Origin of the sequence: Planotetraspora sp. A-T 1434 (assembly GCF_025420585.1) — a bacterium.
Classification (GTDB): Bacteria; Actinomycetota; Actinomycetes; order Streptosporangiales; family Streptosporangiaceae; genus JAOEGB01.
On record NZ_JAOEGB010000033.1, the window covers coordinates 35,251 to 57,153 of the forward strand.

The following is a 21,903-nucleotide window of genomic DNA, read 5'->3' on the forward strand; positions in this document are numbered from 1 at the left end:
TGTCGATCACAAACGCCGATCGCGGCACCGGTTGGGCCCACGGCCACGCCGTACGGCTGACCGTCACGATGTGGCGAGCGCCTCGGTGGGCGACATCCGGGCCGCGCGGACCGCGGGATAGAACCCGGCCACTCCCCCGATCACCAGCGTCGCCACCACACCGCCCGCCATCGCCCAGACCGGGACGATGGACGGCCAGCCCTGCGACGTGGCGTAGGCCGCGGTCACGCCGATGCCGAGGGCCACTCCCCCGACCCCGCCGATCGCCGACAGCAGCAGCGACTCGGCGAGGAACTGCAACCGGATCTGCCCCCGGGTTGCGCCCAGCGACCGGCGCAGGCCGATCTCGGCGCGGCGTTCCAGCACTGAGATCACCATGGTGTTGGCCACGCCGACCCCGCCGACCAGCAGGGCGACGCCGCCGAGCCCCAGCAGCAGCGCGTTCAGCGTCGCGTCGGTGGCCTGCTTGGCGGCGAGCGCGTCGGACGGACGGGAGACCTCGACCTCGTTCGGGTTCTCCGGGTTGGCGGTGGCCGCCAGCACGTCCCGCACCGCGACCACCTGCCGCTCCGCGGCCCTGGTGTAGATGGTCGTGGCGTAGCCATCGAAGCCCAGCCGCTCCTCCGCGACCGGCCAGCCGACGAGGGCGGAGGTGTCCAACTCGGGAGCGAGCGGCACCGGGGCGAGCACGCCGACGACGGTGAACCACTGCCCGCCGAGCCACACCCGCTGGTCGGGGCCGGCCCCGGCGACGCCGAGCCGGTCGGCGGCCCTGGACCCGAGAACCACGGCCGGGTAACGGTGGGTGGCCTCGTTGAGCCAGGCGCCGCCGGCGACCGTGGCGCCCACGTCCTTCAGCAGGTCGAGCCGGACGGCCTGGACCGAGATGCTGCCGGTCTGGCCTTCGGGGATGTGGTCGTTGCGGTAGACCTTGGCGCTGGTGTTCCCGATGGCGGTCACCGACGTGACCGGCGCGATCTGGCCGATCATCCCCTCCGCCTCGGCCGGGAGGTGGGAACCCTCGCCGAAGAGCGTCTGGCCGGGCGAGACCTTGAGCAGGTTGGTGCCGAGGGCGGACAACTGGCGGTTGAGGTCCTCCTGGCTGGAGGCGGAGATGCCGACCACGCCAAGCATGGCGGCGATGCCGATCGCGATGCCAAGCGCGGACAGAAAGACGCGCAACGGCCGGGCCCGCAGCCCCGCCCCGCCGACCCGGACCACGTCGCCGGGGCTGAGCCTGGCCGGCGCGAGCCGTACGGCACGCGGCGCTTCCGGAGTGGTCAGCATGCCGGCACCCGCTCATTCTGCGCCCGATCCCTTTGGGAGTCGTCGACCACGCGGCCGTCGAGCATCCCGATCTGCCGGGGCAGGCCGGCGGCGATGTCCCGGTCGTGCGTGATGATCACGACGGTGGTGCCGCCCTCGTGGAGCTCGCGGAGCAGCGTCATCACCCCGGTGCCCGACTCCGAGTCGAGGTTGCCGGTGGGTTCGTCGGCGAGCAGCAGGTCGGGCTCGCCCACCACCGCCCGGGCGATCGCCACGCGCTGCCGCTCACCGCCCGAGAGCTCGTGCGGGCGATGGGTGAACCGGTGGGCGAGCCCCACCCGGCACAGCGCCTCCTTCGCGCGCCTGCGCCGCTCGCGGATGGAGACGCCCGAATAGAGCAGTCCGTCCGCCACGTTGTCCACGACCGGCACCCCCGACGCCAGATGGAACTGCTGGAAGACGAAGCCGACAGTGGTGGCGCGCAGGGCCGACAGCTCCTTGTCGGAGAGCCGCGCCACGTCGTGGCCCGCGATCCGCACGGTTCCGCCCGTAGGGCGGTCGAGCGTGCCGATCATGTTCAGCATCGTGGACTTGCCGGAGCCGGACGGGCCGACGATGCCGACGAGTTCGCCGTACCGGACGGTCATGCTCGCTCCGCGCAGGGCGGCCACATCGCCGCCGTAGACCTTGCTCACGTCCCGGAGCTCCACGATTGCCGGTCCCTTCTCCGCCTGCCATCCCTTGGCCTGTCCCTCCTCGCTCATTTGGGCACCACCACGGTCGCGTCCTCGTCGGCTCCGGTTACCTCGACGTCGCCGTCTGCGAACATCCCGGTCTTCACCGGCACATAGCGGGTGGCGGGGCCCTCGACGACCTGCACGCCGTACCCGCCCTCGGCGAGCGCCACCAGGGCGCCGACCGGTACGGCGAGGACGTTCTCGCGCCGCGCGGACACGATCGTGACCTCCACCGGCGCGGTGTCGTAGGTCCTGAGTCTCCTGTCGTCGCGGACCGAGATGACGACCTCGATCGTGGTCGTGGTGTCGTTCTGCGTGGTGGTCTCGGTCGCCACCTTCCCGATGCCGGTGACGGTGCCACGCACGGTGGCGCCGTCGGGCAACTCGACGGTGGCCTTCAGGCCCTTCCGCACCAGATGCCGGTCGGCGACGTCGAGGGCGACGGTGACCTCGCGGGTCGCGCCCGTGTAGGTGAGCAAGGGGCCGCTCGCCTGGGCGCCGAGCGCGGTCTTGAGCTCTGCCACCCGCAGACGGCCGTCGTGGACGACGACGTCGCCGGGCTCGACCCGGCCGGTGACCGCGAGCCCCAGGTCGTCCTGCCACTGCTCGACGGCCTCCCGGGTGGCCGAGGTGAACTCGTCGTCCACGGTGAAGCCGTCGTACCCGAGCTTGGCCAGGTTCTCCTCCAGCAGCTTGACGTCCCGTCCCTCGACGCCGTTCTGGAGGACGCGGTAGAGGGGCGTGCCCCCATAGAGGAGGGGCACGCGATGGGCGTCGGCGCTGTAGACGGCGTGGCCACGGGTGATCGTCGCGCCGGGCGACGGAAGCCAGGTGATCGTCCCCTGCCCCCGCCCAGTTACGGTGGCGGTGTCGCCGAAGCCGAGGGTGCCGTCGACGGTCTTGGTCTCGGTCAGCGTCGTCCGGACGACCTTGGCGGTCGCCGGGGGCGTCCGCTGGGCGGCGGCCGTGCCGGTGTCTCCTCCCACGCCGATCGCCGCGGCGGCCACGGCGGCGGCGAGCAGCGCGGCGCCACCGGTCACCGCGACGAGCTTCACCGCCCTCACTTGGGGACTCCGATCGGGCCCATCTTGTCCCTGCATGCCTCCATGGCCTTCTTCAACTTGGGGTCGTCCGGCTTGATCTTGCTGTTGGGGCCGCCGATCCTGAGACCGATGCCGCCGCCGCTGAAGTCCGGGTCGGGCATGTCCACGCCGTTGTCCCGCATGCACTGCGCGAACGCGCGCGCCTTCTCCTGCTGCTCGGGAGTCATCTCGCGCCCCTTCTGGCCGAACGGGGACAGGCTGCGGCAGGCCTGCATCGCCTTGTCGACCTTGGAAGGGTCGCCCTTCGCGTCAACGCGGATCTTGACCCCGCCACCGCCGTCGGAATCCGGGTCGGGCATGTCGACGCCGTGGTCCCGCATGCACTGGGCGAACTTCCTGCCCTGCTCCTCGGGATCCACCGAGGCGGTCGGACCGGCGCTCGCCTGGGCGGTGGTCCCGGTGGTCCCGGTGGTCCCGGTGCCCTTAACGGAGGCGACCCCCGCCGTGTCGTCCTGCTGTCCGCATCCGGCGGCGAGCGCGAGGAGCGCCACCGCCACAAGTGTCCTTCTCATGGGACCGATGCTGGTGGGCGCTGATCGGAACGAGCCCGGAGCTACCTCGGAGCACCCTCGGAGTCCGGTCTCGGGGTGATCTCGTGCGGGGACGCCCGCAAGGGCAGCAGGACCCGGAAGGCGGCCCCGGAGCCAGGGGCCGTGCGCAGCTCGACCCGGCCGCCGTGGGCCTTGACGATCGCGGCCACGATGGCGAGCCCGAGCCCCGCACCGCCCGCGGCCCGGGAGCGGCTCTCGCTGACCCGGTAGAGGCGCTCGAAGACGCGCGGCGCGTGCTCGGCCGGGATCCCCGGCCCGGTGTCGCGCACCTCGAAGACGCCCATCGGCTCCGGCCGGCCCGAGCCGACGGCGGCCGTCGGGAAGGTGTCGGCCGTGCCCGTGCCCACCCGGACCGTGATCTTCGCGTCCTGCGGGGTGTGCGCGAGGGCGTTCGCGACGAGGTTGGCGGCGACCTGCCGCAGCCGCGCCTCGTCGCCGAGCACCAGGACCGGGCTCAGCGAGGAGCCGAGCCCGGCCAGCCGTACCTGCCGATCGGGGACGCGGGCGCGGGCGTCGCGGATCGTGTCGGCGGCGATCTCCAGGAGGTCGGCCGGGCGGGCCTCCATGGGCCGTTCCTCGTCGAGGTCGGCCAGCGCGAGCAGGTCGTTGACCAGCACCCCCATCCGGGTGGCCTCCTCCTCGATCCTCCGCATGGTCTCGTCCATCGGAGGCCCCGGCGGGGTCCCTCCCCTGCGATAGAGCTCGGCGAAGCCGCGGACCGAGGTCAGCGGGGTGCGCAGCTCGTGCGAGGCGTCCGCGAGGAAGCGGCGCATCCGCGCCTCCGACTCGGCCCGCGCGGCGATCTCCCGCTCCACCCGGTCGAGCATCACGTTCATCGCGATGCCCAGGCGGCCGGGCTCGGTGTGCGGGTCGGCGTCCGGCACACGGCGGCTGAAGTCGCCGGCGGCGATGTGCCCGGCCGTCTCCTCGATCCTGGTCAGCGGGCGCAGGCCGAGCCTCACCAGAGCGGCGGCGGCCAGGCCCAGCAGGAGGAGCACGCCGGCCATGACCCCGCCGTCGATGGCGAGCAGCCATCTCTGGATGGCTTCGACCTCGGCGAGCGACGCCGTCATCACGACGGCTCCGCCGTCGGGAAGGTCGACCGCCATGACCCGCCACGACGGCCCGTCCGTGCCCGGCACCGTGTACGGCTCGCCCTTCCGCATCTGGTCGTACGGCCCGAGATCCGGCCGGTTGCCCGGTGCCGACGGAAACTCGCCGGCCAGCCTCCCCTGCGATGTGAACAGGAAGATCTGCCTGTCTCCGACGATTCGTGCGACGACCTTCTTCTCGAACGGCAGGACCGTGACGCCTCTCCCCTCCGGCAGGGGGAACGGCAGGGGCTGGGTCATCGACGCCATCTGGGTGGTCGTGCGGAGCTGCTCGTCCAGCCGGTCCACGAGGTAGTCCCGCAGCAGGCCCAGGCCGGCCGCGTTGGCCAGCACCAGCGCGACGCCGGTCAGCGCCACCGCGGCGACCACCAGCCGGGTGCGGACCGTCCACTGGTCCGGCCCTCTCACGCGTCGCCCCCGCGCGGAAGCCGCAACGTGTAGCCGACCCCGCGCACGGTATGGATCAGCGGCGGATCCCACTTGTCGATCTTCTTGCGCAGGTAGTAGACGTAGGACTCGACGATGCTGGAGTCGCCGTCGAAGTCGTACCGCCACACGCTGTCCAGGATCTGCGCCTTGCTCACCACCCGGCCGGCGTTGGTAAGCAGGTAGGCCAGCAGGTTGAACTCCGTCGGCGACAGGTCCACCTGCTCCCCGGCCCGCCGCACCTCGTGCGCGTCCGGATCCAGCCGCAGGTCGGCGTAGGTGAGCACGTTGCCGTTGTGCGGCTCGGCCACCCGGCTGCGGCGCAGGATGGCCCTGATCCGCAGCACGACCTCCTCCAGGCTGAACGGCTTGGCGACGTAGTCGTCCGCGCCGATGCTGAGCCCCCGGACCCGGTCCTCGACCGTGTCCCGGGCCGTCAGGAACAGCACGGGCACCTGGCCGAGCCGCCGCGCCACCTCGAACCCGTCGAGATCGGGGAGCATCACGTCGAGGACCACGATGTCGGGCTCGAACTCCCTGGCCACGGTCAGCGCCCGCGACCCGCTTTCGGCCGTTCTCACGTCGAAGGACACCAGGCGCAATGTCTGTGAGAGCAGGGCGCGGATGTTCGGCTCGTCGTCGACGACGAGCACCTTGGCCATGGGACTGGGGGGCCGTTCCATGACTCCTGGTCTACCGGACGTTCCTCAACGCCCGCTCAAAGCCTGGGCGCCCTCAGAATCCTCACATCGCTGAGGCGTCACTGCCGCCCGATCGGTTGGAGCCGAAACCCCAACTGGCTGTACATCTCCAACTGGTCGTAGTACTCCCGGTGTGTGACGATCTTGCCGTTCTCGACGTGCGCCGCGCAGGATCCGCGGACGGCGATATGTCTGCCGGTTCCCTCGACCACGTCCCCGCTGGGCAGAAGGAGGGGCCCGCCATGTGTGCCGGTGAGCGTCCATTCCGTGATCGCGGGATCGTCGCAGGCGACCTTGTACCAGGGCGTGACCCGCAGATCGGCGAAGGCCTTGAAGTACTGCTCGTAGAACCAGGCGATCTGCTCAAGACCTTCGGCCACGCCCACCGGGGTCACCAGGACGGCGTCCGCCCTGTAGTACTCCAGCATTCGGTGCAGATCGTGTTCGTTCAGCGCGTCGTACAGTCGATCTTTTGTCTCCCATGCAGTGAGCATGCTGACCCTCCCTATGGCGGCAACGCTACCTGGCGTCGTCAGCCTCCTACCAGACTTATCGTGACAAACCATGACATATAGCAATGCAACGACCTGGGACTGTCGACGAGGTGCGCGACGCGATCCTGGATGGCAGCGAGCGCCGTAAGATCGCCGACGCCGCCGCGTAGCAAGCACCCCCGGGCGAGGCCGCGCCCTGTAGACCTGCCATTCCCTCCCCTGCCGGTTCTCAGGTACGGCGCCACGCCGGCGGCGTGGCGTAGGGGCAGGTTCACAGGTGCCGAGGACTCAGCCGCCGCGGGAGCGCCGGGCCCGGTAGGCGGTCGCCTTGGCGCGGTTCTGGCAGGACAGATCACAGAACCGCCGCGAGGCGTTGCGGGTGGTGTCGTAGAAGACCCGATCGCACTCGTTGGCCGAGCACCGGCCGAGCCTGGCGCCGCGACCCGCGCCAATGATCATCGCGATGCTGGTGGCCATATCGGCGATGTAGGAGTCCACCGGGCCCTGGCCGACCGCGTGGAAGGCCAGCACCAGCGGGAGCCCGGGCCGGCCGTGGAGATTCGGCATGGCGTGGTGGGCCGCGAGCAGATCGTTCAGCACGTCGGCCGCGCCCAGGACGTCGCCGTCCACGCATGCGTCGATCGCGGCACGGAGCCGTCGCACCGCGGCCACCAGCACTTCGGCACCGTCTGGGCCGAAGGGCGCCGTGTGCAGGCCGTCGTGCGCCGACAGCGCACGCCGGATCACCTCCAGCTGATCGGTCCCGGACCTTGGCGGCTCGACGCGCTGGCCGTGCGCGCGTTCGGTGGCCAGGTCGTTCACCAGCCGGAGGGCGAGCCCGGCGAACTCGGCCACGTAACTATCAAAAGTCTGTTGACTAGTGATGGCGGTCGCATCTAACGTCACTGGCATATCGTAACTAGACAGTGAGGAAAGGGAAGACCCGTGCCGGCGTGCTGGTCACTCTGGGGCTGGTCTGCCAACTCCCGGCTGACGCGACCGCCCTCACCGGCGGGGCGGGCCGGGCCGCGCGGCTGGGTGTTCCGGTGGCTGCCGTTCTGATGTCCGGGGGTTCTTCGCCTCCGCCGCCGGGCGCGACGTCACCGGGCCCAACCGCTTCATCGCGATCCTGTGGCTCGGCGCCGCCTCGCGGGCCGTGGGCGTCATCGCCCTCGGCGTCGACCTTCTCACGGCTTGAGCCTGGGACAGTGCCCGTGCGCCCGGATGGATCTAATGTGTGCGCTCATGGACCTAACTGGCATAGTCACCCCCGACCGGCCTCTCCTCGTGCTCGCCGTCAAGGAAGAGGCGCAGTTCTTGGACCACTTCTTGGACCTCGGCCTGCCGGTGCTGCTGACGGGCATGGGCAAGGTGAACGCGGCGTCCTCGCTCGCGACCGTCCTGGGCCGCGGCCCCCTGCCCTCATTGGTGATCAACCTCGGCACGGCCGGGGCGCTCCGCCCCGGCTGGTCCGGCACCCACGAGGTCGGCACGGTGCTCCAGCACGATCTGGACACGGAGATGCTCCGCGGCCTCACCGGGGAGACCTACGGGGCGCCGTTGACGCTGTCCCCCGGCGGCCCCGTCCTCGCCACCGGGGATGTCTTCGTCTCCGATGAGGCCGCTCGGGACCGGCTCGCCGCCCGCGCCGACCTGGTCGACATGGAGGGGTACGCCCTCGCCTCCGTCGCGAGCCAGGCGGGAGTCCCCATCCGTCTCGTCAAACACGTCAGCGACGACGCGGGAGACGGCGCGGCCAGGAACTGGCGGGAGTCCGTGGCGGACTGCGCCCGCGCGCTGGCCGCCTGGGCCACCTCCCACCTGGCCGGTGACAGGTGATTTGAGGGGGACGTTATGGTGGACCGATGGTGTTCGATGAGGATTGGTCGACCTCCCCTTTAACGTGGCTGGAGGAGAGGATGGGGGCCCACCTCGCCCGGGCCGCCGGCGATCCGGGACTGCTCGCGGCGGTGGACCAGCACGCCGCCGCCGTGCGAGACGCGATCACGCTGGACCAGGAGACGCTGGGCGACTACCTCCTGGGCTTCCTGGACGAGCTTCGCGAAACCGGCTGGACGTACACCGGTGACGACGATTTCGCGGAGATCCGGCTGACGGCGATCTGCTGGCTCGCACGCGAGTCCGGCTTCCTCACCGACGATCTACCGGCCTGAGCCCGCGCCCTCATTCGCGCTTTCTCACGGACGGTCGGCCAACGAGAGCCGACGGCCTTATCGGGCGGCCCTGTTCGGCGGCCTCATTCGGGCGGCACCGACTTGGCCGCCCCGGCCTGCGGCTCCGCCGCCCGCGCCTGCCTGGCGTCCTGCCGTCCCCGGTAGTAGGCCTCCGCCTGGACCCTCATCTCGGGCGTCTGCGCCTCCGCCCTGCTCAGCCAGCGTTCCCAGCGCTGCTCCATCGGCCGCACCAGGCCGCCTCCGAGGCCGATGGCCAGGATGGCGCCCAGCGTGGCGAGAACGGTGATCAGGACGGGAGTCGTGACGGTGGTCGCGATGCCCATCTGGTTGAGTGCGGCGATGATGCCCAGCGCCCAGATGAACACCGACGCGGCGGTGGCCAGCCACCGGCCGTAACGTGTGCCCCCGAGCGCCCCGTTGATCAGATCGCCGACCGCACGCGCGATCGCTCCCGCCACCACCAGGATGATGATCGCGACGATCGCCTTGGGCAGCCAGCCGACCACCGCGGCCAGCAGGTTGGAGACCGGGTTGGGGCCGAACAGCCCGAAGCCGAGTTGAAGCGTGAACAGCAGGACGGCGTAGTAGACAAGCCTGGCGATGAGGCTGCTGGCGTCATAACGGCTTCGCTCCAGCATCCGGCCCACCCCACTGCGTTCCACCGCCCGGTCGAAGCCGACCCGCTCCAAGAGCTTGTCGACGACCTTCTCCAGCAGCTTGGCCACCAGCCAGCCGATGATCAGCACGACGATGAAGCCGATGAACTTTGGAACGAATGTGGCTATCTGCCGCCATGCGTCCAACAGGCCCTGACGTAGGTCCATGGCCATGACCCCCCTCATGGGTTCACCAAACGGGGGTGTTTCCGAAGCGGGCGAGTCCACTCACCGCGGGACACGAGGGGGACGCAGGTTTCCCGACATCCCACCGAACTTTTGCCCTTTCCAGGACGGACCACATCGGAGCCTGGAAAGTCCGCCGCGTCTCCGGCCCGAGCACGCCTGATTCACGGACGGCATCTGCACAAAAGTGTCCAATAGTGTTATGAAAGATGCAGAAATGAACTCCCCTCGGCATGACCGTCCGCACCCACCCCCGTCCTCCCCCGCGTAGCGGCGACACGAAGGAAACCGCCGATGACGGACGAACGCCCCTGTAACGCCCCCCGGCCCCGGGCATGATCCTTACCGTCACGCTGAACGTCGCTCTCGACGTCACGTACCTCGTCCACGGCGTCGACTGGAACGGGGTCAACCGTGTCCGCGCCGTCCACCGGCGCGCGGGCGGCAAGGGCGTCAACGTCGCCCGCGTGCTCGCAGCTCTCGGCCACGAGGTCATCACCACCGGCGTCGCCGGAGGGCCTACCGGCGACGCCGTCCTGGCCGACCTCGCCCTGGCGGGCATCGCCGCGGCTTTCACGCCCATCGCCGCCGAGTCCCGCACCACGCTCGTGGTCTCCGACCCCGAGATCGATCCCGCCGTCCCCGCGTCGCACCGTACGGCCGGCGGAAACGCGCTCTTCAACGAGCCGGGCCCGGTCGTGACCGCCGAGGAGATCGCCCGTTTTCTCTCGCACTACCGAGGGCTACTCGCTCAGGCCGACGCCGTCGTCATGTCCGGCAGCCTGCCTCGTGGCGTACGCGCCGACTTCTACGCCGTTTTGACCGCCATGGCGGCCGACCACGGCGTTCCCGCGATCGTGGACGCCGACGGCGCCTCCCTCCGCCACGCCGTGACCGGCCGTCCCACGATCGTCAAACCCAACGCCGACGAGCTCGCCCGCGCCGTGCTCCCCGGTATCCCGGCCGGCTCGGCGCAGCCGCCTCCAGGCGTCCCGCAGCCGCCTCCCGGCGCGGCAGAGGCGGCGGTGCTGCGGGACGCCGGAGCCGAGTCGGTCGTGGTCTCGCTCGGCGCCGACGGGCTGCTGGCCGTGACCCCTCAAGGATCATGGCGGGCGCGCGTGCCGTACGCGCTGGCCGGCAACCCCACCGGCGCGGGAGACGCCCTGGTCGCGGGGCTCGCTCTCGGCCTCGTGGAGGGGATGCCGTGGCCGGAGCGGCTGAGGCGCGCCACCGCGCTCGGCGCCGCCGCGGTCGCCGCTCCCGTCGCGGGCGACTTCGACCTCGGCGTCTACGACGCCCTCCACCCCGCGATCACCATCACACCGTTTCCATGACGCCTACATGACGCCGATCCCCGACGCCGATCCCTTACTCCGGTCCTCTGATCTCGGTTCCGCCCGCCCGCTCCCCCACTCGCTCGACCCCTGGAAACGGAGACACCGGCCATGCCCCTCGTCGGCATCGACGACATCACTCGGAACGCGCCCGCGGGTGTCGGCGCGTTCAACGTCATCCTGCTGGAGCACGCGGAGGCCATCGTCTCGGGGGCGGAGGCCGCCGGGGCTCCCGTGGTCCTGCAGATCAGCGAGAACGCCGTCAAGTACCACGGCGCGCTGGCGCCGATCGCCGCGGCCTCACTCGCGGTCGCCCACGCCGCGGCCGTGCCCGTGGCCGTGCATCTCGACCACGCCACCGACCGCGCGCTGGTCGAGGAGGCCGTACGGCTGGGCCTGGGCTCGGTGATGTTCGACGCCTCGGCCCTCGACGACGCGGCCAACGTGGCGGCGACCGCCGACGTGGCCGCGTGGTGCCACGAACGCGGCGTCTGGGTGGAGGCCGAGCTGGGCGAGATCGGCGGCAAGGACGGAGCGCACGCGCCCGGCGCCCGGACCAGGCCCGGCGAGGCCGCCGGCTACGTCGCGCGGACGGGCGTCGACGCCCTCGCGGTGGCCGTGGGCAGCTCTCACGCGATGACCACCAGAGACGCCGTCCTCGACCTGGCCCTGATCGCCGAGCTCCACGCCGCCGTGCCGGTGCCTCTCGTGCTCCACGGCTCCTCCGGCGTCCCCGACGAGACCATCCGCGCCGCCGTACGGCACGGCATGAAGAAGATCAACATCGCCACCCACCTCAACAAGGCCTTCACCGAAGCCGTCCGCGGTTACCTCGCGGCGAACCCCTCCGCGGTGGACTCGCGGACCTACGTCAGGCACGGCCGTGACGCCGTCGCCCGCGAGGTCACGCATCTCCTCGGCGTCCTCGCGGGCTGAGGACGGGGTCGACGAGCCACGCGCCCGGATCGACGGACACCCCGAGGCCTACCGGCCGCCGAATGCCTCGCCGAGCGTCGGCTCCCGGACCGGGCTGCCCCACTCGTCCATCTCAGCGGGCTGGGGCGCCTCCGCCGCGACCGGAGGACGTCGGTGAGTCGATCGGGCGGTTCGAGCAGGCCCCGCCATGTGATCCCGCTTCGCATCCCACCAACGCCGAACCTCTACAACTTCACCCCCGGAATCTGCACACCGGCTTTCTAGATTGCGGGCCATGACAGCCGATACCGGCGACTTCACGCCCTGGCTGCGCGACTTCGAGGGCGCGGCGCTGCTCCGGTGGACGTGGGGCGACCCCGACTGGAGCCGGGGAGCGCGGCTGGCGCCCGCCCTGGTGCGGAGCCTCCAGCGGTTCCAGGTGGGAGAGGACGGCGACGGTCGCAGCCTCACGGCCAAGGCCGACCGCGCGGGAGACTCCGTGTACGCGGACGCGGTCCGCCTGTTCGTCGCGGAGGAGCGCGAGCACGCCCGCCTGCTGGGCCGCCTGCTGGATGCGGCGAGTGCGGCGACGATCCCGTACCACTGGACCGACACCGCCTTCGTCCGGCTGCGCCGGCTCCTCGGCCTGCGCGCGGAACTGATGGTCCTGATGCTCGCGGAGGTGGTCGCGCTCAGCTACTACCGCAGCGTGCGTGACGGCGTCCGCGACCCCCTCGCCGCGGAGGTCGCGGGCCGGATCCTCGCCGACGAGCTTCGCCACGTGCCGTTCCACTGCTACCGGCTGCGGCGGTCCTTCCAGCGGTCCTCCCGCCTGTCGCGGGCGACCGCCTCGGCCCTGTGGTGGCTGCTGCTGGCCGGCACGGTGACCGTGGTCGCGCTCGACCACGGTCACGCCCTACGCGAGGTCGGAGTGTCCCGAACCGCCTTCATCGACGACGTCATGGCGCGCTTCCGCACCGTCGTCGCCGACGTGATGTCACCGACCCGGTGACCCTTTCCGTCCAGTAGACCTCTGGCGCGATCTGCGGGCGCCGAACCAGCTCGGGTGGCAGCCCTGATCCTGGCGGCGCGCGGGTCGCTCACGCGCCTCGGCGACCTTGCCAGAGGAAAGTCTACCTAGATAGAGTTATTGGGTGACCCGGACGAGACGCCCCTCCCCGCAGACGGTGAAAGTCCTGGCCGCCCTGGCGGCCGACCCCTCCACCTGGCGTTACGGCTACGAGCTCGGCCAGCAGGTCGGGATCAAGGCCGGCTCGCTGTATCCGATCCTGATGCGGCTGACCGACCGGGGCCTGCTTGAGGCCTCGTGGGAGTCCGATCCTCCCGTGGGCCGGCCTCCCCGGCATCTGTACCGGCTCACCGGGAGTGGCCTCGCGCTGGCCGCACAGGTCGCGGCCGACGCCGTCGAGCGGGACAGGCCCGGCGTCCGGGGCGAGTTGCGGAGCGCCTGGTGAGCCGGCCGCCACGCGACGTGGCGGGCGCGCTGGTCGCCCTGGCCGTCCGGCTCCTTCCCGCCGCCAGACGGGGCTGGGGCCAGGCCATGCGGGCCGAGCTCCTCCAGGTCGAGGGAGGACGGGCCCGTCTGGGCTTCGCCCTCGGCTGCGTGCGGGTGGCGCTGGCGCAGCCGGCGGCGCTGCGTGCCCTGGGCCACCTCGCGGCGACGGCCGCCGCGGTGACGCTGGTGCTGGCCGGCGGCGTCACCTATCCCGGGGCCCGATTCGAGATCATCGCCCTGGTGGCGGTCCTCGCGGCGCTCGCCTGGCGGGGCGGCAGGCCGGGCCTGCTCGGCCCGGTGGGACGGTCCCGGACATCCCGTGCGGTGCGAGCTGCCGGGTACGCCCTGGCATGCGGCTACCTGGTGGTTTCCGTCATGGACCACCGGGGACCGCAGCTCCTGGGACCGCAAGACGGCCTCCTGCCCGGCATGATCACGCTGGTGCTCTACACCGTCGTGACACTGGCCATCACGGCCCGCGGCTCGACGGCCGGCCCCGCCTGCCTGCTGTCCGGCATCGGCGCGGGTCTGGTCGCAGGCCTGGCGTGCTTCCTGGTCCTGCCCTTCGAGCGCGTCCTGCCGCCGCTCGCGGACGGCCTGCCGGGGCACGGCCTCTGGCTGCTCCTGGTCGTGGCCGGCGCGCCGGGGGCGGCGATGGTCGTCGTCGCCTGGCGGACGCGCAGCGCCAGGCAGGCCCTCATGACAGTGCTGTGCGCCGGCGCCGTCTGCGCGGCGGTGGTCGCCCTGCTGGGCTACGGGGCGTTCCTGCTCTTCCCCGACCAGATGCCCGGCATCGTCCCGCGGGGCGCCGGGCCGCCCGCCGTACGGCACGCGCTGTCCCGGCTGGAGGCCGGGGACGAGTACATAGCGGGCCTGATCTGGGGCTGTCTGCTCGTCGCCGTGCTCGGCGCGATGATGCGCCCCGCGACCCGCCGGTTCACGCGCGGCCTCCAGGCGCTGACCGTCGCGGGCGCGGTTCTCGCCCTCATCGGCGCGGCCGCCGGGGAGGAAGGCGCGGCCGTCCTCGTGGTCGTCGCCACGCTGGTGGCCGGGATGCTCGCCCTGTTCGCCGGCCCGCGAGGAGAACGGATCCCCTCGGGGGCGGGCGGTCAGGTCGGCTCGTGAATCCGGCGGCCGGCAAGGCACGCTCCGCCGGAGCGGCATGTCTCAGTCGCGCCGTTCGAGAACGTTCACCGCGAGCTCGCGGACGACGGACTCGTCCACCTCGACGCCGAGACCGGGGGCGGTGGGGACCTGGGCGACGCCGGCCGCGAGCTTGACGGTCGTCCCCGAGGCGTACGGCGAGGCGATGAACTGCCTCCCGTTGAGGTCCACCGGGCCGGTGATCCCGTGGGCCGCGAACAGGTGCAGCGACGCGGCCAGGCCGAGGTCTGAGTCGGTCAGCCCGGAGCCCATGAGCCGGACCCCCGAGTCCTCGGCGAGCTGGCACAGCCGCCGCGAGAGGGTGAGCCCGCCGCTGCGCTGGACCTTGGCGATGGCCACGTCGATCGCCCCGAGCTTGACGAAGGTGGCCAGGTCGGTGGGGTGGCGCAGGCTCTCGTCGAGCGCCACGGGCAGGGGCGAGGAGTCACGGAGCCTGCGCAGCCCGGCAACGTCGTTCGCGGGCAGTGGCTGTTCGAACGCGGTCACCCCCAGGTCGAGCAGCCGTCCGGCCAGCCGTAGCGCGGCGTCGCAGGTGTAGCCCTGGTTGGCGTCCACCCACAGCGGCGCCTCGGGGGCGCTGTCGCGGACGGCGGCCACCACCGACAGGTCGGTCTCCTCGTCGTGCAGTCCGATCTTGACCTTGAACGCGCGGTAGCCCGCCTCCTTTCCCTCCGCCACGGCCTCGGCGACCTCGGCGGGGGTCTGGCCGGACACGATCCAGGCGAGCTGGATCTCCTCGGCCCGCCGCTGCCCCCAGAGCACCCCGACCGGCACGCCCGCCGCCCGGCCCAGCAGGTCGTGCAGCGCGACGTCGACCGCGCACTTGGCCAGCGGCGCGCCGATGGAGAACCCCCGGTTGATGGCCCGGTCGAACAGCCTGGTGACGCCGTCCAGATCCCAGGCGGGGCGGCTGAGGATCGCCGGCGCGAGATAGCGGTCGATGGTCGTGACGATCGACTCGGCCGTCTCGTACGTCCAGGCGGGGATCGGAGTCGCCTCGCCCCAGCCGTGGACGCCGTCGGCGCTCACCTTGACCAGGACGCGGATGCTCGGGCGCCCGGCGACGGCGACCGAGCCGCCGGAGACGCCGAAGGAGCGCAGAGTGGGCAGGGCGACCGCGTAGGTTTCCACACGGTCCACAGTCAGGTCGTTCAGGTTCACGGACATCCTTTCACCGGAGGAGGTGCGCTGCTCGCGCGCAGGACGACCTCGCCCTGGACGCGTTCGACACGGCTGCGGAGGGTGCTGCCGGGGCGCATGGTCATCGTTCAGGCGGTGAGGACTCCGGTGCCCAGCAGCGCGAAGAGCAGCGTTCCGATGATGATCCGGTATATGACGAAGGCATTGAAGGAGTGCCGGGCGACGAACTTCAGCAGCCACGCGATGGAGGCGTAGGCGACCACGAAGGAGACGGCCGTGCCCACGATGAGCGGCGCGGCGCCGACCCCGGCGCCGGCGGCGTCTTTGAGTTCGTACAGCCCCGCACCGGTCAGCGCGGGAATGCCGAGGAAGAACGAGAGCCTCGTTGCCGCTACCCGGTCCAGGTCCAAGATCAGGGCGGTGGACATCGTCGCGCCCGAGCGGGAGAAGCCGGGAAAGAGCAGGGCGAGGATCTGCGAGCAGCCCACGAGCATCGCGTCCTTGAGGGAGGTGTCCTCCTCGCCGCGCTTGTGGCGGCCCATCCGATCGGCCGCCCACATCACGCCGCTACCGGCGATCAGCGAGCCGGCTACCACCCACAGCGAGGCCAGCGGCCCCTCGATCAACGGCTTGGCGGCAAGACCCACGGCCACGATCGGGATGGTCGAGTAGATGACCCACCTGGCGAACTTGTAGTCATGGTTGTCGCGCTCCCGCCGGTTCGCCAGGCCGCGGCCCCAAGCGGAGACGATCCGCACGATGTCCTTGAAGAAGTAGACCAGCACCGCGGCGATCGCGCCGACCTGGATCACGGCGGTGAACCCCACCACGGACGTGTCGTCGACCGGGATGCCCATCAGTCCTTCCGTGATCTTCAGATGGCCGGTGGAGGAAACCGGGAGGAACTCCGTCACCCCCTCCACGACTCCCAGCACGACGGCCTGGCTGACACTGATAGCACTCATGGGATCCATCTCTGAGGTGGGTGGTCCGGCGGGCGAACGGCATGCGCCGTGCCGGGATGGCGCACAAGGGGGGCGCTCAGATTACGCCGCAGGCTGCCCAGAGCCCGGCGCACTCGGCTGTGCCACCGGGGTTGGTGGCGCAGCCGGTCGCGGGAGCGGCGCGTGGCGGCCAGTTCGGTGAACAGGTCCTCGTAGGCGCGGGCGATGGGGGCGGGATCGAAGCGCCGAGCGGCGATGCGGGCGGCCTCCCCCATCCGGCGACGGGCGGGCTCGTCGGCGATCAGGTCGAGAAGCGCGCCGGCCAGCGCCTGACGGTCGCCGACGGGGACCAGGCGGCCGTCGGCGCCATCGTCGATGATCTCCGCGGGGCCGAGCGGGCAGTCCGTGCTTACTACAGGGACGCCACAGCGCATCGCCTCGACCAGGGTCATGCCGAAGGATTCGGCGTCGGAGGCGCTCACGACGATCGACGCCTGGGCGAACGCGGCCTCGATGGGCGAGACCGCGCCCATCAGGCTCGCGTGCCCGCGCAGGCCATGGCTGTCGATCAACTGCTGAAGGCGCTGCTTGTCGGTCCCCACGCCGTAGATGCGCAGCGACCAGTCGGGGTGCGCGCCGGCGACCTCGGCGAACGCCTCGATGAGCAGGTCGAACCGCTTGGCGCGGACCAGGCGGCCGGCGGCGGCGACGACCTTGGCAGTGCCGTCGGCGGACGGCAGGCCGGGGTCGGGCACGCTGTTGGGCATGGCGAGGATCCGCACGCCCGGCAGCCGCATCCTGGCCCGATAGACGCCGGCGTCCGCCTCCGTGGTGGTGACCACCGCGTCCAGGATGCGGTAGGCGCGTGCGAGTCCGGCGCGCAGCCCCTTGCTGTGGGAGTCGTGGGTGAGATGCTCCTGGGCGATGCGCAGCGCATGTGGCGGGGCGAAGCGGGCCAGGTAGACGTTGATGCCCGGCCGGGTGCCGATGATCACGTCCGCGTCGCACGCGCGCAGATACTCCTCGGCCCGCTGGTCGGTGAGCCTGCTGTACTGCCCGTAGCGCTTCTCGGCGGCGGGGAAGACCTCGGCGGGCCGGCGCAGCAGCGGATTCGCCGCGTCGGGCGCGTCCTCACGCAGGTCGACCAGTGGTGTCACCGTCACCCGCGGGTCGATCGCGAACCGGGGGCGGTCGCGATCGCGCAACAGGGAGACGATCGTCACCTCGTGACGCCCCGCGAGCGCGCCTGCGAGATTGAGCGTGGTGCGGATGGTGCCGCCGATCCCGTAGACGTTGTGGATCAGAAAAGTGATCTTCATGACGCGTCCCTCATCGGGTCTCTTCAGAGAGACGGTGACAACCACGCCGCCCGGGGGCGGCAGATACGGCGGCGGCTGGCACCCGGGGCAGCGAAAGGCGCGCACCACTGGTACGGGTGGTCAGCAGCGAGGTGGCGTCCAGCGGATTGAGCGCCTGTGACACCCCAGGGTCCTTTCCTGCCGTGCGCTGTCTGGGGGCATGGGCGCATGGCACACTTGGAACGCGGCAGCTTTTACACCGCCGTAGAAGTTTTACACGACTGTAGAAGATAGCCGAGGGAACGACAAACTCATGGGTGCCAACGCGCAGGAGCGGGGCCCGAAACGGGCCAACGGCGAGCGGGAGGCCGAGATCCTCGACCTGCTGTTACAGGCTGACAGTGCGCTGACCCCCGGCGAGGTCACCGAACGCCTCGGCGGCGAGCTGACCTACAGCACGGTGGTGACGATCCTCACCCGCCTGCACGCCAAGGAGTTGCTCACCCGCAGCCCCCGTGGCCGTGCCTACGCCTACACACCCGTCACCGACGACCCCGGCTTCGCCGCCCGCCGCATGCGGACCGTCCTGGAGGAGCGGCCCGACCGCGAGGCAGTCCTGGCGCGCTTCGCTGACAGCCTGTCCAGTGCGGACGCCGAGCTGCTGCGCCAGTTGCTCGGGTCCGATCCACAGTCCGACCGGTAGGGCCGACTGGATGCGCATCGCCGTCTATCTCCCGCTGCTGCTGTCCCTGCTCGCCCCTTTCGGCGCACGGCTACTGGCCGAACGCTGCGAGCCCCGCCTCGCCACCTGGCTGCTCACCACCTCCGCGGTGGTGCTGGCGGCGGCGAGCACCATCTCCCTGGGCCTCCTGGCCGTCACCGGGGTGATCCGCTTCCCGCTGCTGGCACACCTCGGCCACTGGTCGGCCCGTGCCGCTCAGCGCGACGACCCCGCCGAGCTCTCCGTCGCCCTGCTCGCCGGCGTACTGCTCGGCGGCGCCGTGCTCGCCGCAGCGCGCGTGCTGTGGCGCCGGGCCCGCTCACTCGCCGCGGCGGCCCAGGAAGCCGCGTGCATGCCCGCACCCGACGGTCTCGTCGTCGTCGAGGACGAGACTCCGGACGCCTTCGCCCTGCCCGGACTGCCGGGGCGCGTCATCGTCTCCACCGGCATGCTTCAAGCGCTGGAAGAGAGCGAGCATGACATCCTGCTCGCCCACGAGCGGGCCCATCTGGCGGCGCACCACTACCTCTTCGTCGCCTTCGCGGGGCTGGGCGCCGCCGCCAACCCCCTGCTGCGCCCGCTCGCCACCGCCGTCACCTACACCGTCGAACGCTGGGCCGACGAAAGCGCAGCCATCACCGCCGGTGACCGGGCCCGGGTCGCCCGCACCGTCGGCAAGGCGGCCCTGGCCGGCCACCACGCCCCCGCCCGCACCCGCGTCTCGGGCGCCGCCCTCGGCATCCTCGGCCGCCGCAGCGGACTCAGCGCCGCCGGCCCGGTTCCCCGCCGGGTCGCCGCCCTCCTCGCCCCACCGCTTCGCCGCCACCCCGGACTCGTGTTCGCCACCGCGGCGCTCCTCGCCGCAGTGGCCTGGTCCACCGCCGATGCCGCCGACGACCTCCACCGCCTGCTGGAGGTCGTCGGCGCCTGGTAGCCACCCCGCGCCATGTGGTGTAGACGGGCGCACCCCGACGTGATCGGCTCTGTGCTGTCGGCCACTGCCGGGACCTCGGCCGCCATCCATACGAGGCAGCATCGACCGCTCGTTGACCCGAACCTTGATCAGCGGACGGGAGTCGCGGAAGGCGGACGAAGATGTCTAAGAGCTTTGCGAAGAACAAGCCGGCCTCCGCGGCTGAGCCGTACAGGAGCGGAGGTTCGGAGGAGCCGTCTCCCCGACGGTGGTGCAGAGGATCTTGATGATCCAGAAGTAGATTGTTACCTCTGGAACCTTGTTGAGCATCCGGCGGCCCACGGCATGGTGTCCAGGCCTTTCGTATGAGGTGGTCATACCGCGTAGCGTCGCACCGGCCACCTGAACACGACCTGATCGCGTGCCCACCGGACAAGCTGCGCACTAGCCGGCGGGGAAACCGTTGTCTCGGGCCGCGGCGTGCAGGCCCGTGCGCACCGCCTACATTCACGCCATGACCTTGCTTAGAAAGGCGGACAATCTGGCCCTGGTGCGATCGATCTGTTCCTCCAGCGTCAGGGACGCTTCGAGACGCCATCCCAGATCCGGGATCTTCACGCCGCGCACGTACAGGGAGCAGGCCAGGTCGCTGCACACGTACACGCCGACCGAGTTGCTGTCCCGGCCGGCCTGACCCGCTCGCCGGGCGGTCATGAGGGAGACGCCGCTGCCGGGGTGCGTGGTCAGGCACACGGAGCACATGCCGCTGTGGAGATATCCGCGCTGCCGGGCGGCCACGCGGAGCGCCAGGCCGACGACCTGGCCGCCGAAATCTGTGACAAGGTAGCCGCGATCCGGCGCGCCGGGGTCGCGCCATCCCAGGAAGTCGAGGTCGTCCCAGGGCTGCTCGGCCAGGCCCCGCGGGAGCGCCAGCCGCTTGGCCTCCCCCTTTGAGCAGTTGACGAACGACGCGCGAATCTCCTGTTCACTCAGTGCTTTCATGGCGCGGACGCTACAACTGCCTAGATATAGTAAGCAACTACTTAATGACTCTAGGAAGCATGGGGGGTGGCGGATGGCTCGTGCGGGTCTGACGGCCGAGCGCGTGACGGAGGCGGCCGCGGACCTCGCGGACGCCGTCGGGTTCGAGAACATGACCGTGTCCGCGCTGGCACGGAGCTTCGGGGTCAAGGACGCGAGCCTGTACTCGCACGTCAGGAATCTTCAGGACCTGCGGGAACGGGTCGCGCTGCTGGCTGCGGGCGAGCTCGCCGACCACATCGGCGCGGCGGTCGCGGGCCGGGCGGGCAAGGACGCCATGACCGCGTTCGCCAATGCCTACCGTGACTACGCGCTGGCCCACCCCGGCCGCTACGCGGCGACCCAGGCGGTCCAACCGGACCCCGCCGTCCTCGCCGGGTCCACCGCCTACATCCGCACCATCGAACTCACCCACGCGATGCTGCGCGCATACAGGCTGGTCGAGCCGGACCTGACCGACGCGGGGCGCCTGCTGCGCAGCGCTTTCCACGGCTACATCACCCTGGAGGTCAACGGTGGGTTCAGGCATTCCCGCGACGTGCAGAGGTCCTGGGAGCGGGGCCTTGACGGCCTCCACATCCTGCTGGAGAACTGGCCCGCGGATCCGTCACGTCACGCGGCGGAGCAATGACCTTTTGACGGTGCCCTACGGCTTGCGCGCGACTCCGCCGGCACAGGCGACCAGGGGAGGGTCACCCCACGGGCTGGGCTCCGGCCGCCACCGCGACACTGACACGACGCCGGGGTCCAAGAGTTCCAGGCCGTCGAAGTAACGGGCGATCTGCTCGGGGCTGCGCGGAGTGTACGGCGTGGCGCCGCTGCCCGCGTTATACCGTCCGATGGCCTCGACGTACGCCGGATCGGTGTCGGCACCGTCGTAGAGCGCCAGATAGCTGCCGGAGGGCAGGGCCGCCATCAGCCGGTTCACGATCGACCGCGCCTCGTCGTGGTCGGCGACCAGGCCCAGGATCCCCATCAGCATGAGTGCGGTGGGCCGGCCCAAGTCGAGCGTTTTGGCGGCTGCCCGCAAGATGATGTCGGGGTTGCGTACGTCTGCCTCGATGTAGTCGGTGGCTCCCTCAGGGGTGCTGGTAAGTAGCGCCTGAGCATGAACCAGCACCAAGGGGTCGTTGTCCACATAGACGATCCGCGACTGCGGCGCCACCCGCTGGGCGACTTCATGTGTGTTGTCCACGGTGGGCAGTCCGGTGCCGATGTCCAGGAACTGGCGGACCTTTGCCTCGCCGGCCAGGTACCGGACCGCGCGAGCGAGCATGTACCGAGACTGGCGGGCGATGTCGACCATGCCGGGGAAGATGTCACGGATTCGCTCGCCCGCCTGACGGTCGACGAGGTAGTTGTCCTTGCCGCCCAGCATGTAGTTCCAGACCCGGGCCGAATGCGGCACCGTGCTGTCGATCGTCGGGGGGATGCGGTCGCTGCCGGATAGCGGAGTGTCGCTCATGAAGGCCTCGGATACGAGTGGGGAC

24 protein-coding genes are annotated in these 21,903 nt (G+C 71.1%); 10 read left to right on the forward strand and 14 right to left on the reverse strand.

Features of this window, described 5'->3' with window-relative positions; translation table 11 throughout:
- Positions 1-63: 63 nt before the first annotated feature.
- From N5079_RS30985 to N5079_RS31020, 8 genes are all read right to left on the reverse strand, one after another.
- Complete coding sequence (locus tag N5079_RS30985; RefSeq protein ID WP_261587720.1) at positions 64-1,287, reverse strand: ABC transporter permease; 1,224 nt, start codon at positions 1,285-1,287, stop codon at positions 64-66.
- A complete protein-coding gene (locus tag N5079_RS30990) occupies positions 1,281-2,030 on the reverse strand; it encodes an ABC transporter ATP-binding protein (RefSeq protein WP_261587721.1) in 750 nt (249 codons plus the stop codon). The genes N5079_RS30985 and N5079_RS30990 overlap by 7 nt, the downstream gene beginning before the upstream one ends.
- Positions 2,027-3,067: a peptidoglycan-binding domain-containing protein gene (locus tag N5079_RS30995; protein WP_261587722.1), complete on the reverse strand. Its 1,041-nt coding sequence runs from the start codon at positions 3,065-3,067 to the stop codon at positions 2,027-2,029. The genes N5079_RS30990 and N5079_RS30995 overlap by 4 nt, the downstream gene beginning before the upstream one ends.
- The gene (locus N5079_RS31000; RefSeq protein ID WP_261587723.1) at positions 3,064-3,618 is read right to left on the reverse strand and encodes a hypothetical protein; all 555 of its coding nucleotides are present in this window, start codon (positions 3,616-3,618) and stop codon (positions 3,064-3,066) included. Before N5079_RS31000 ends, N5079_RS30995 begins: the two co-directional genes overlap by 4 nt.
- A 41-nt stretch (positions 3,619-3,659) precedes the next feature.
- Positions 3,660-5,177, reverse strand: a complete 1,518-nt coding sequence (locus N5079_RS31005; RefSeq protein ID WP_261587724.1) for a sensor histidine kinase — start codon at positions 5,175-5,177, stop codon at positions 3,660-3,662.
- On the reverse strand, positions 5,174-5,878 hold the full coding sequence (locus N5079_RS31010) for a response regulator transcription factor (protein ID WP_261587725.1): 705 nt from the start codon (positions 5,876-5,878) through the stop codon (positions 5,174-5,176). Before N5079_RS31010 ends, N5079_RS31005 begins: the two co-directional genes overlap by 4 nt.
- 77 nt (positions 5,879-5,955) lie before the next feature.
- Entirely contained in the window at positions 5,956-6,390 is a 435-nt protein-coding gene (locus N5079_RS31015; protein WP_261587726.1) for an ester cyclase, read from the reverse strand.
- A gap of 288 nt (positions 6,391-6,678) precedes the next feature.
- Complete coding sequence (locus N5079_RS31020; RefSeq protein WP_261587727.1) at positions 6,679-7,245, reverse strand: CGNR zinc finger domain-containing protein; 567 nt, start codon at positions 7,243-7,245, stop codon at positions 6,679-6,681.
- Between the two features lie 390 nt (positions 7,246-7,635).
- Here N5079_RS31020 and N5079_RS31025 point away from each other — a divergent pair, with 390 nt between their 5' ends.
- Positions 7,636-8,229 (forward strand): nucleosidase, encoded by a 594-nt coding sequence (locus N5079_RS31025; RefSeq protein WP_261587728.1) that lies wholly within the window; start codon positions 7,636-7,638, stop codon positions 8,227-8,229.
- Between the two features lie 26 nt (positions 8,230-8,255).
- Positions 8,256-8,564 carry a DUF6401 family natural product biosynthesis protein gene (locus N5079_RS31030; RefSeq protein ID WP_261587729.1) on the forward strand — a complete coding sequence of 103 codons (309 nt, stop codon included), beginning with the start codon at positions 8,256-8,258 and terminating at the stop codon, positions 8,562-8,564.
- An 83-nt stretch (positions 8,565-8,647) separates the two neighbouring features.
- Here the strand turns inward: N5079_RS31030 and N5079_RS31035 are convergent, their stop codons facing one another.
- Positions 8,648-9,427 (reverse strand): mechanosensitive ion channel family protein, encoded by a 780-nt coding sequence (locus N5079_RS31035; protein WP_261587730.1) that lies wholly within the window; start codon positions 9,425-9,427, stop codon positions 8,648-8,650.
- 335 nt (positions 9,428-9,762) lie between these two features.
- On the opposite strand from N5079_RS31035, the gene N5079_RS31040 reads away from it, so the two are divergent.
- From N5079_RS31040 to N5079_RS31060, 5 genes are all read left to right on the forward strand, one after another.
- Positions 9,763-10,761: a 1-phosphofructokinase family hexose kinase gene (locus N5079_RS31040; protein WP_261587731.1), complete on the forward strand. Its 999-nt coding sequence runs from the start codon at positions 9,763-9,765 to the stop codon at positions 10,759-10,761.
- A gap of 111 nt (positions 10,762-10,872) precedes the next feature.
- On the forward strand, positions 10,873-11,697 hold the full coding sequence (locus N5079_RS31045; protein ID WP_261587732.1) for a ketose-bisphosphate aldolase: 825 nt from the start codon (positions 10,873-10,875) through the stop codon (positions 11,695-11,697).
- A gap of 274 nt (positions 11,698-11,971) precedes the next feature.
- Entirely contained in the window at positions 11,972-12,688 is a 717-nt protein-coding gene (locus N5079_RS31050; protein ID WP_261587733.1) for a ferritin-like domain-containing protein, read from the forward strand.
- A 142-nt stretch (positions 12,689-12,830) separates the two neighbouring features.
- Positions 12,831-13,151: a PadR family transcriptional regulator gene (locus N5079_RS31055; RefSeq protein WP_261587734.1), complete on the forward strand. Its 321-nt coding sequence runs from the start codon at positions 12,831-12,833 to the stop codon at positions 13,149-13,151.
- Positions 13,148-14,317: a hypothetical protein gene (locus N5079_RS31060; RefSeq protein ID WP_261587735.1), complete on the forward strand. Its 1,170-nt coding sequence runs from the start codon at positions 13,148-13,150 to the stop codon at positions 14,315-14,317. The genes N5079_RS31055 and N5079_RS31060 overlap by 4 nt, the downstream gene beginning before the upstream one ends.
- Before the next feature lie 42 nt (positions 14,318-14,359).
- On the opposite strand, the gene N5079_RS31065 is transcribed toward N5079_RS31060, so the two are convergent.
- The 3 genes from N5079_RS31065 to N5079_RS31075 all read right to left on the reverse strand — a co-directional run bounded on the left by N5079_RS31065 (position 14,360) and on the right by N5079_RS31075 (position 17,759).
- Entirely contained in the window at positions 14,360-15,517 is a 1,158-nt protein-coding gene (locus tag N5079_RS31065) for a mandelate racemase/muconate lactonizing enzyme family protein (RefSeq protein ID WP_261587736.1), read from the reverse strand.
- 107 nt (positions 15,518-15,624) lie between these two features.
- Positions 15,625-16,461, reverse strand: coding sequence for an undecaprenyl-diphosphate phosphatase (locus N5079_RS31070; RefSeq protein ID WP_261587737.1), 837 nt, complete (start codon positions 16,459-16,461; stop codon positions 15,625-15,627).
- Positions 16,458-17,759, reverse strand: coding sequence for a glycosyltransferase family 4 protein (locus tag N5079_RS31075; protein WP_261587738.1), 1,302 nt, complete (start codon positions 17,757-17,759; stop codon positions 16,458-16,460). The genes N5079_RS31070 and N5079_RS31075 overlap by 4 nt, the downstream gene beginning before the upstream one ends.
- A gap of 292 nt (positions 17,760-18,051) precedes the next feature.
- Here N5079_RS31075 and N5079_RS31080 point away from each other — a divergent pair, with 292 nt between their 5' ends.
- Both N5079_RS31080 and N5079_RS31085 read left to right on the forward strand, forming a co-directional pair.
- A complete protein-coding gene (locus N5079_RS31080; RefSeq protein WP_261587739.1) occupies positions 18,052-18,441 on the forward strand; it encodes a BlaI/MecI/CopY family transcriptional regulator in 390 nt (129 codons plus the stop codon).
- Between the two features lie 10 nt (positions 18,442-18,451).
- Positions 18,452-19,393, forward strand: coding sequence for a M56 family metallopeptidase (locus N5079_RS31085; RefSeq protein WP_261587740.1), 942 nt, complete (start codon positions 18,452-18,454; stop codon positions 19,391-19,393).
- A gap of 486 nt (positions 19,394-19,879) precedes the next feature.
- Here N5079_RS31085 and N5079_RS31090 read toward each other — a convergent pair whose 3' ends face one another.
- Entirely contained in the window at positions 19,880-20,374 is a 495-nt protein-coding gene (locus N5079_RS31090; protein WP_261587741.1) for an FBP domain-containing protein, read from the reverse strand.
- Positions 20,375-20,447: 73 nt separating this feature from the next.
- Here N5079_RS31090 and N5079_RS31095 point away from each other — a divergent pair, with 73 nt between their 5' ends.
- Complete coding sequence (locus N5079_RS31095; RefSeq protein ID WP_261587742.1) at positions 20,448-21,044, forward strand: TetR/AcrR family transcriptional regulator; 597 nt, start codon at positions 20,448-20,450, stop codon at positions 21,042-21,044.
- Between the two features lie 15 nt (positions 21,045-21,059).
- Here the strand turns inward: N5079_RS31095 and N5079_RS31100 are convergent, their stop codons facing one another.
- Positions 21,060-21,878 carry an SAM-dependent methyltransferase gene (locus N5079_RS31100; protein ID WP_261587743.1) on the reverse strand — a complete coding sequence of 273 codons (819 nt, stop codon included), beginning with the start codon at positions 21,876-21,878 and terminating at the stop codon, positions 21,060-21,062.
- Between the last annotated feature and the right edge of the window lie 25 nt (positions 21,879-21,903).

Coding starts and splice junctions, on each gene's coding strand:
- N5079_RS31000 (WP_261587723.1), bottom strand. CDS start 3,618: ATGAGAAGGACACTTGTGGCGGTGGCGCTCCTCGCGCTCGCCGCCGGA.
- N5079_RS31075 (WP_261587738.1), bottom strand. CDS start 17,759: ATGAAGATCACTTTTCTGATCCACAACGTCTACGGGATCGGCGGCACC.
- N5079_RS31095 (WP_261587742.1), top strand. CDS start 20,448: ATGGCTCGTGCGGGTCTGACGGCCGAGCGCGTGACGGAGGCGGCCGCG.
- N5079_RS31015 (WP_261587726.1), bottom strand. CDS start 6,390: ATGCTCACTGCATGGGAGACAAAAGATCGACTGTACGACGCGCTGAAC.
- N5079_RS30990 (WP_261587721.1), bottom strand. CDS start 2,030: ATGAGCGAGGAGGGACAGGCCAAGGGATGGCAGGCGGAGAAGGGACCG.
- N5079_RS31100 (WP_261587743.1), bottom strand. CDS start 21,878: ATGAGCGACACTCCGCTATCCGGCAGCGACCGCATCCCCCCGACGATC.
- N5079_RS31040 (WP_261587731.1), top strand. CDS start 9,763: ATGATCCTTACCGTCACGCTGAACGTCGCTCTCGACGTCACGTACCTC.
- N5079_RS31035 (WP_261587730.1), bottom strand. CDS start 9,427: ATGAGGGGGGTCATGGCCATGGACCTACGTCAGGGCCTGTTGGACGCA.
- N5079_RS31085 (WP_261587740.1), top strand. CDS start 18,452: ATGCGCATCGCCGTCTATCTCCCGCTGCTGCTGTCCCTGCTCGCCCCT.
- N5079_RS31030 (WP_261587729.1), top strand. CDS start 8,256: ATGGTGTTCGATGAGGATTGGTCGACCTCCCCTTTAACGTGGCTGGAG.
- N5079_RS31045 (WP_261587732.1), top strand. CDS start 10,873: ATGCCCCTCGTCGGCATCGACGACATCACTCGGAACGCGCCCGCGGGT.
- N5079_RS31025 (WP_261587728.1), top strand. CDS start 7,636: ATGGACCTAACTGGCATAGTCACCCCCGACCGGCCTCTCCTCGTGCTC.
- N5079_RS31010 (WP_261587725.1), bottom strand. CDS start 5,878: ATGGAACGGCCCCCCAGTCCCATGGCCAAGGTGCTCGTCGTCGACGAC.
- N5079_RS31070 (WP_261587737.1), bottom strand. CDS start 16,461: ATGAGTGCTATCAGTGTCAGCCAGGCCGTCGTGCTGGGAGTCGTGGAG.
- N5079_RS31080 (WP_261587739.1), top strand. CDS start 18,052: ATGGGTGCCAACGCGCAGGAGCGGGGCCCGAAACGGGCCAACGGCGAG.
- N5079_RS30985 (WP_261587720.1), bottom strand. CDS start 1,287: ATGCTGACCACTCCGGAAGCGCCGCGTGCCGTACGGCTCGCGCCGGCC.
- N5079_RS31090 (WP_261587741.1), bottom strand. CDS start 20,374: ATGAAAGCACTGAGTGAACAGGAGATTCGCGCGTCGTTCGTCAACTGC.
- N5079_RS31050 (WP_261587733.1), top strand. CDS start 11,972: ATGACAGCCGATACCGGCGACTTCACGCCCTGGCTGCGCGACTTCGAG.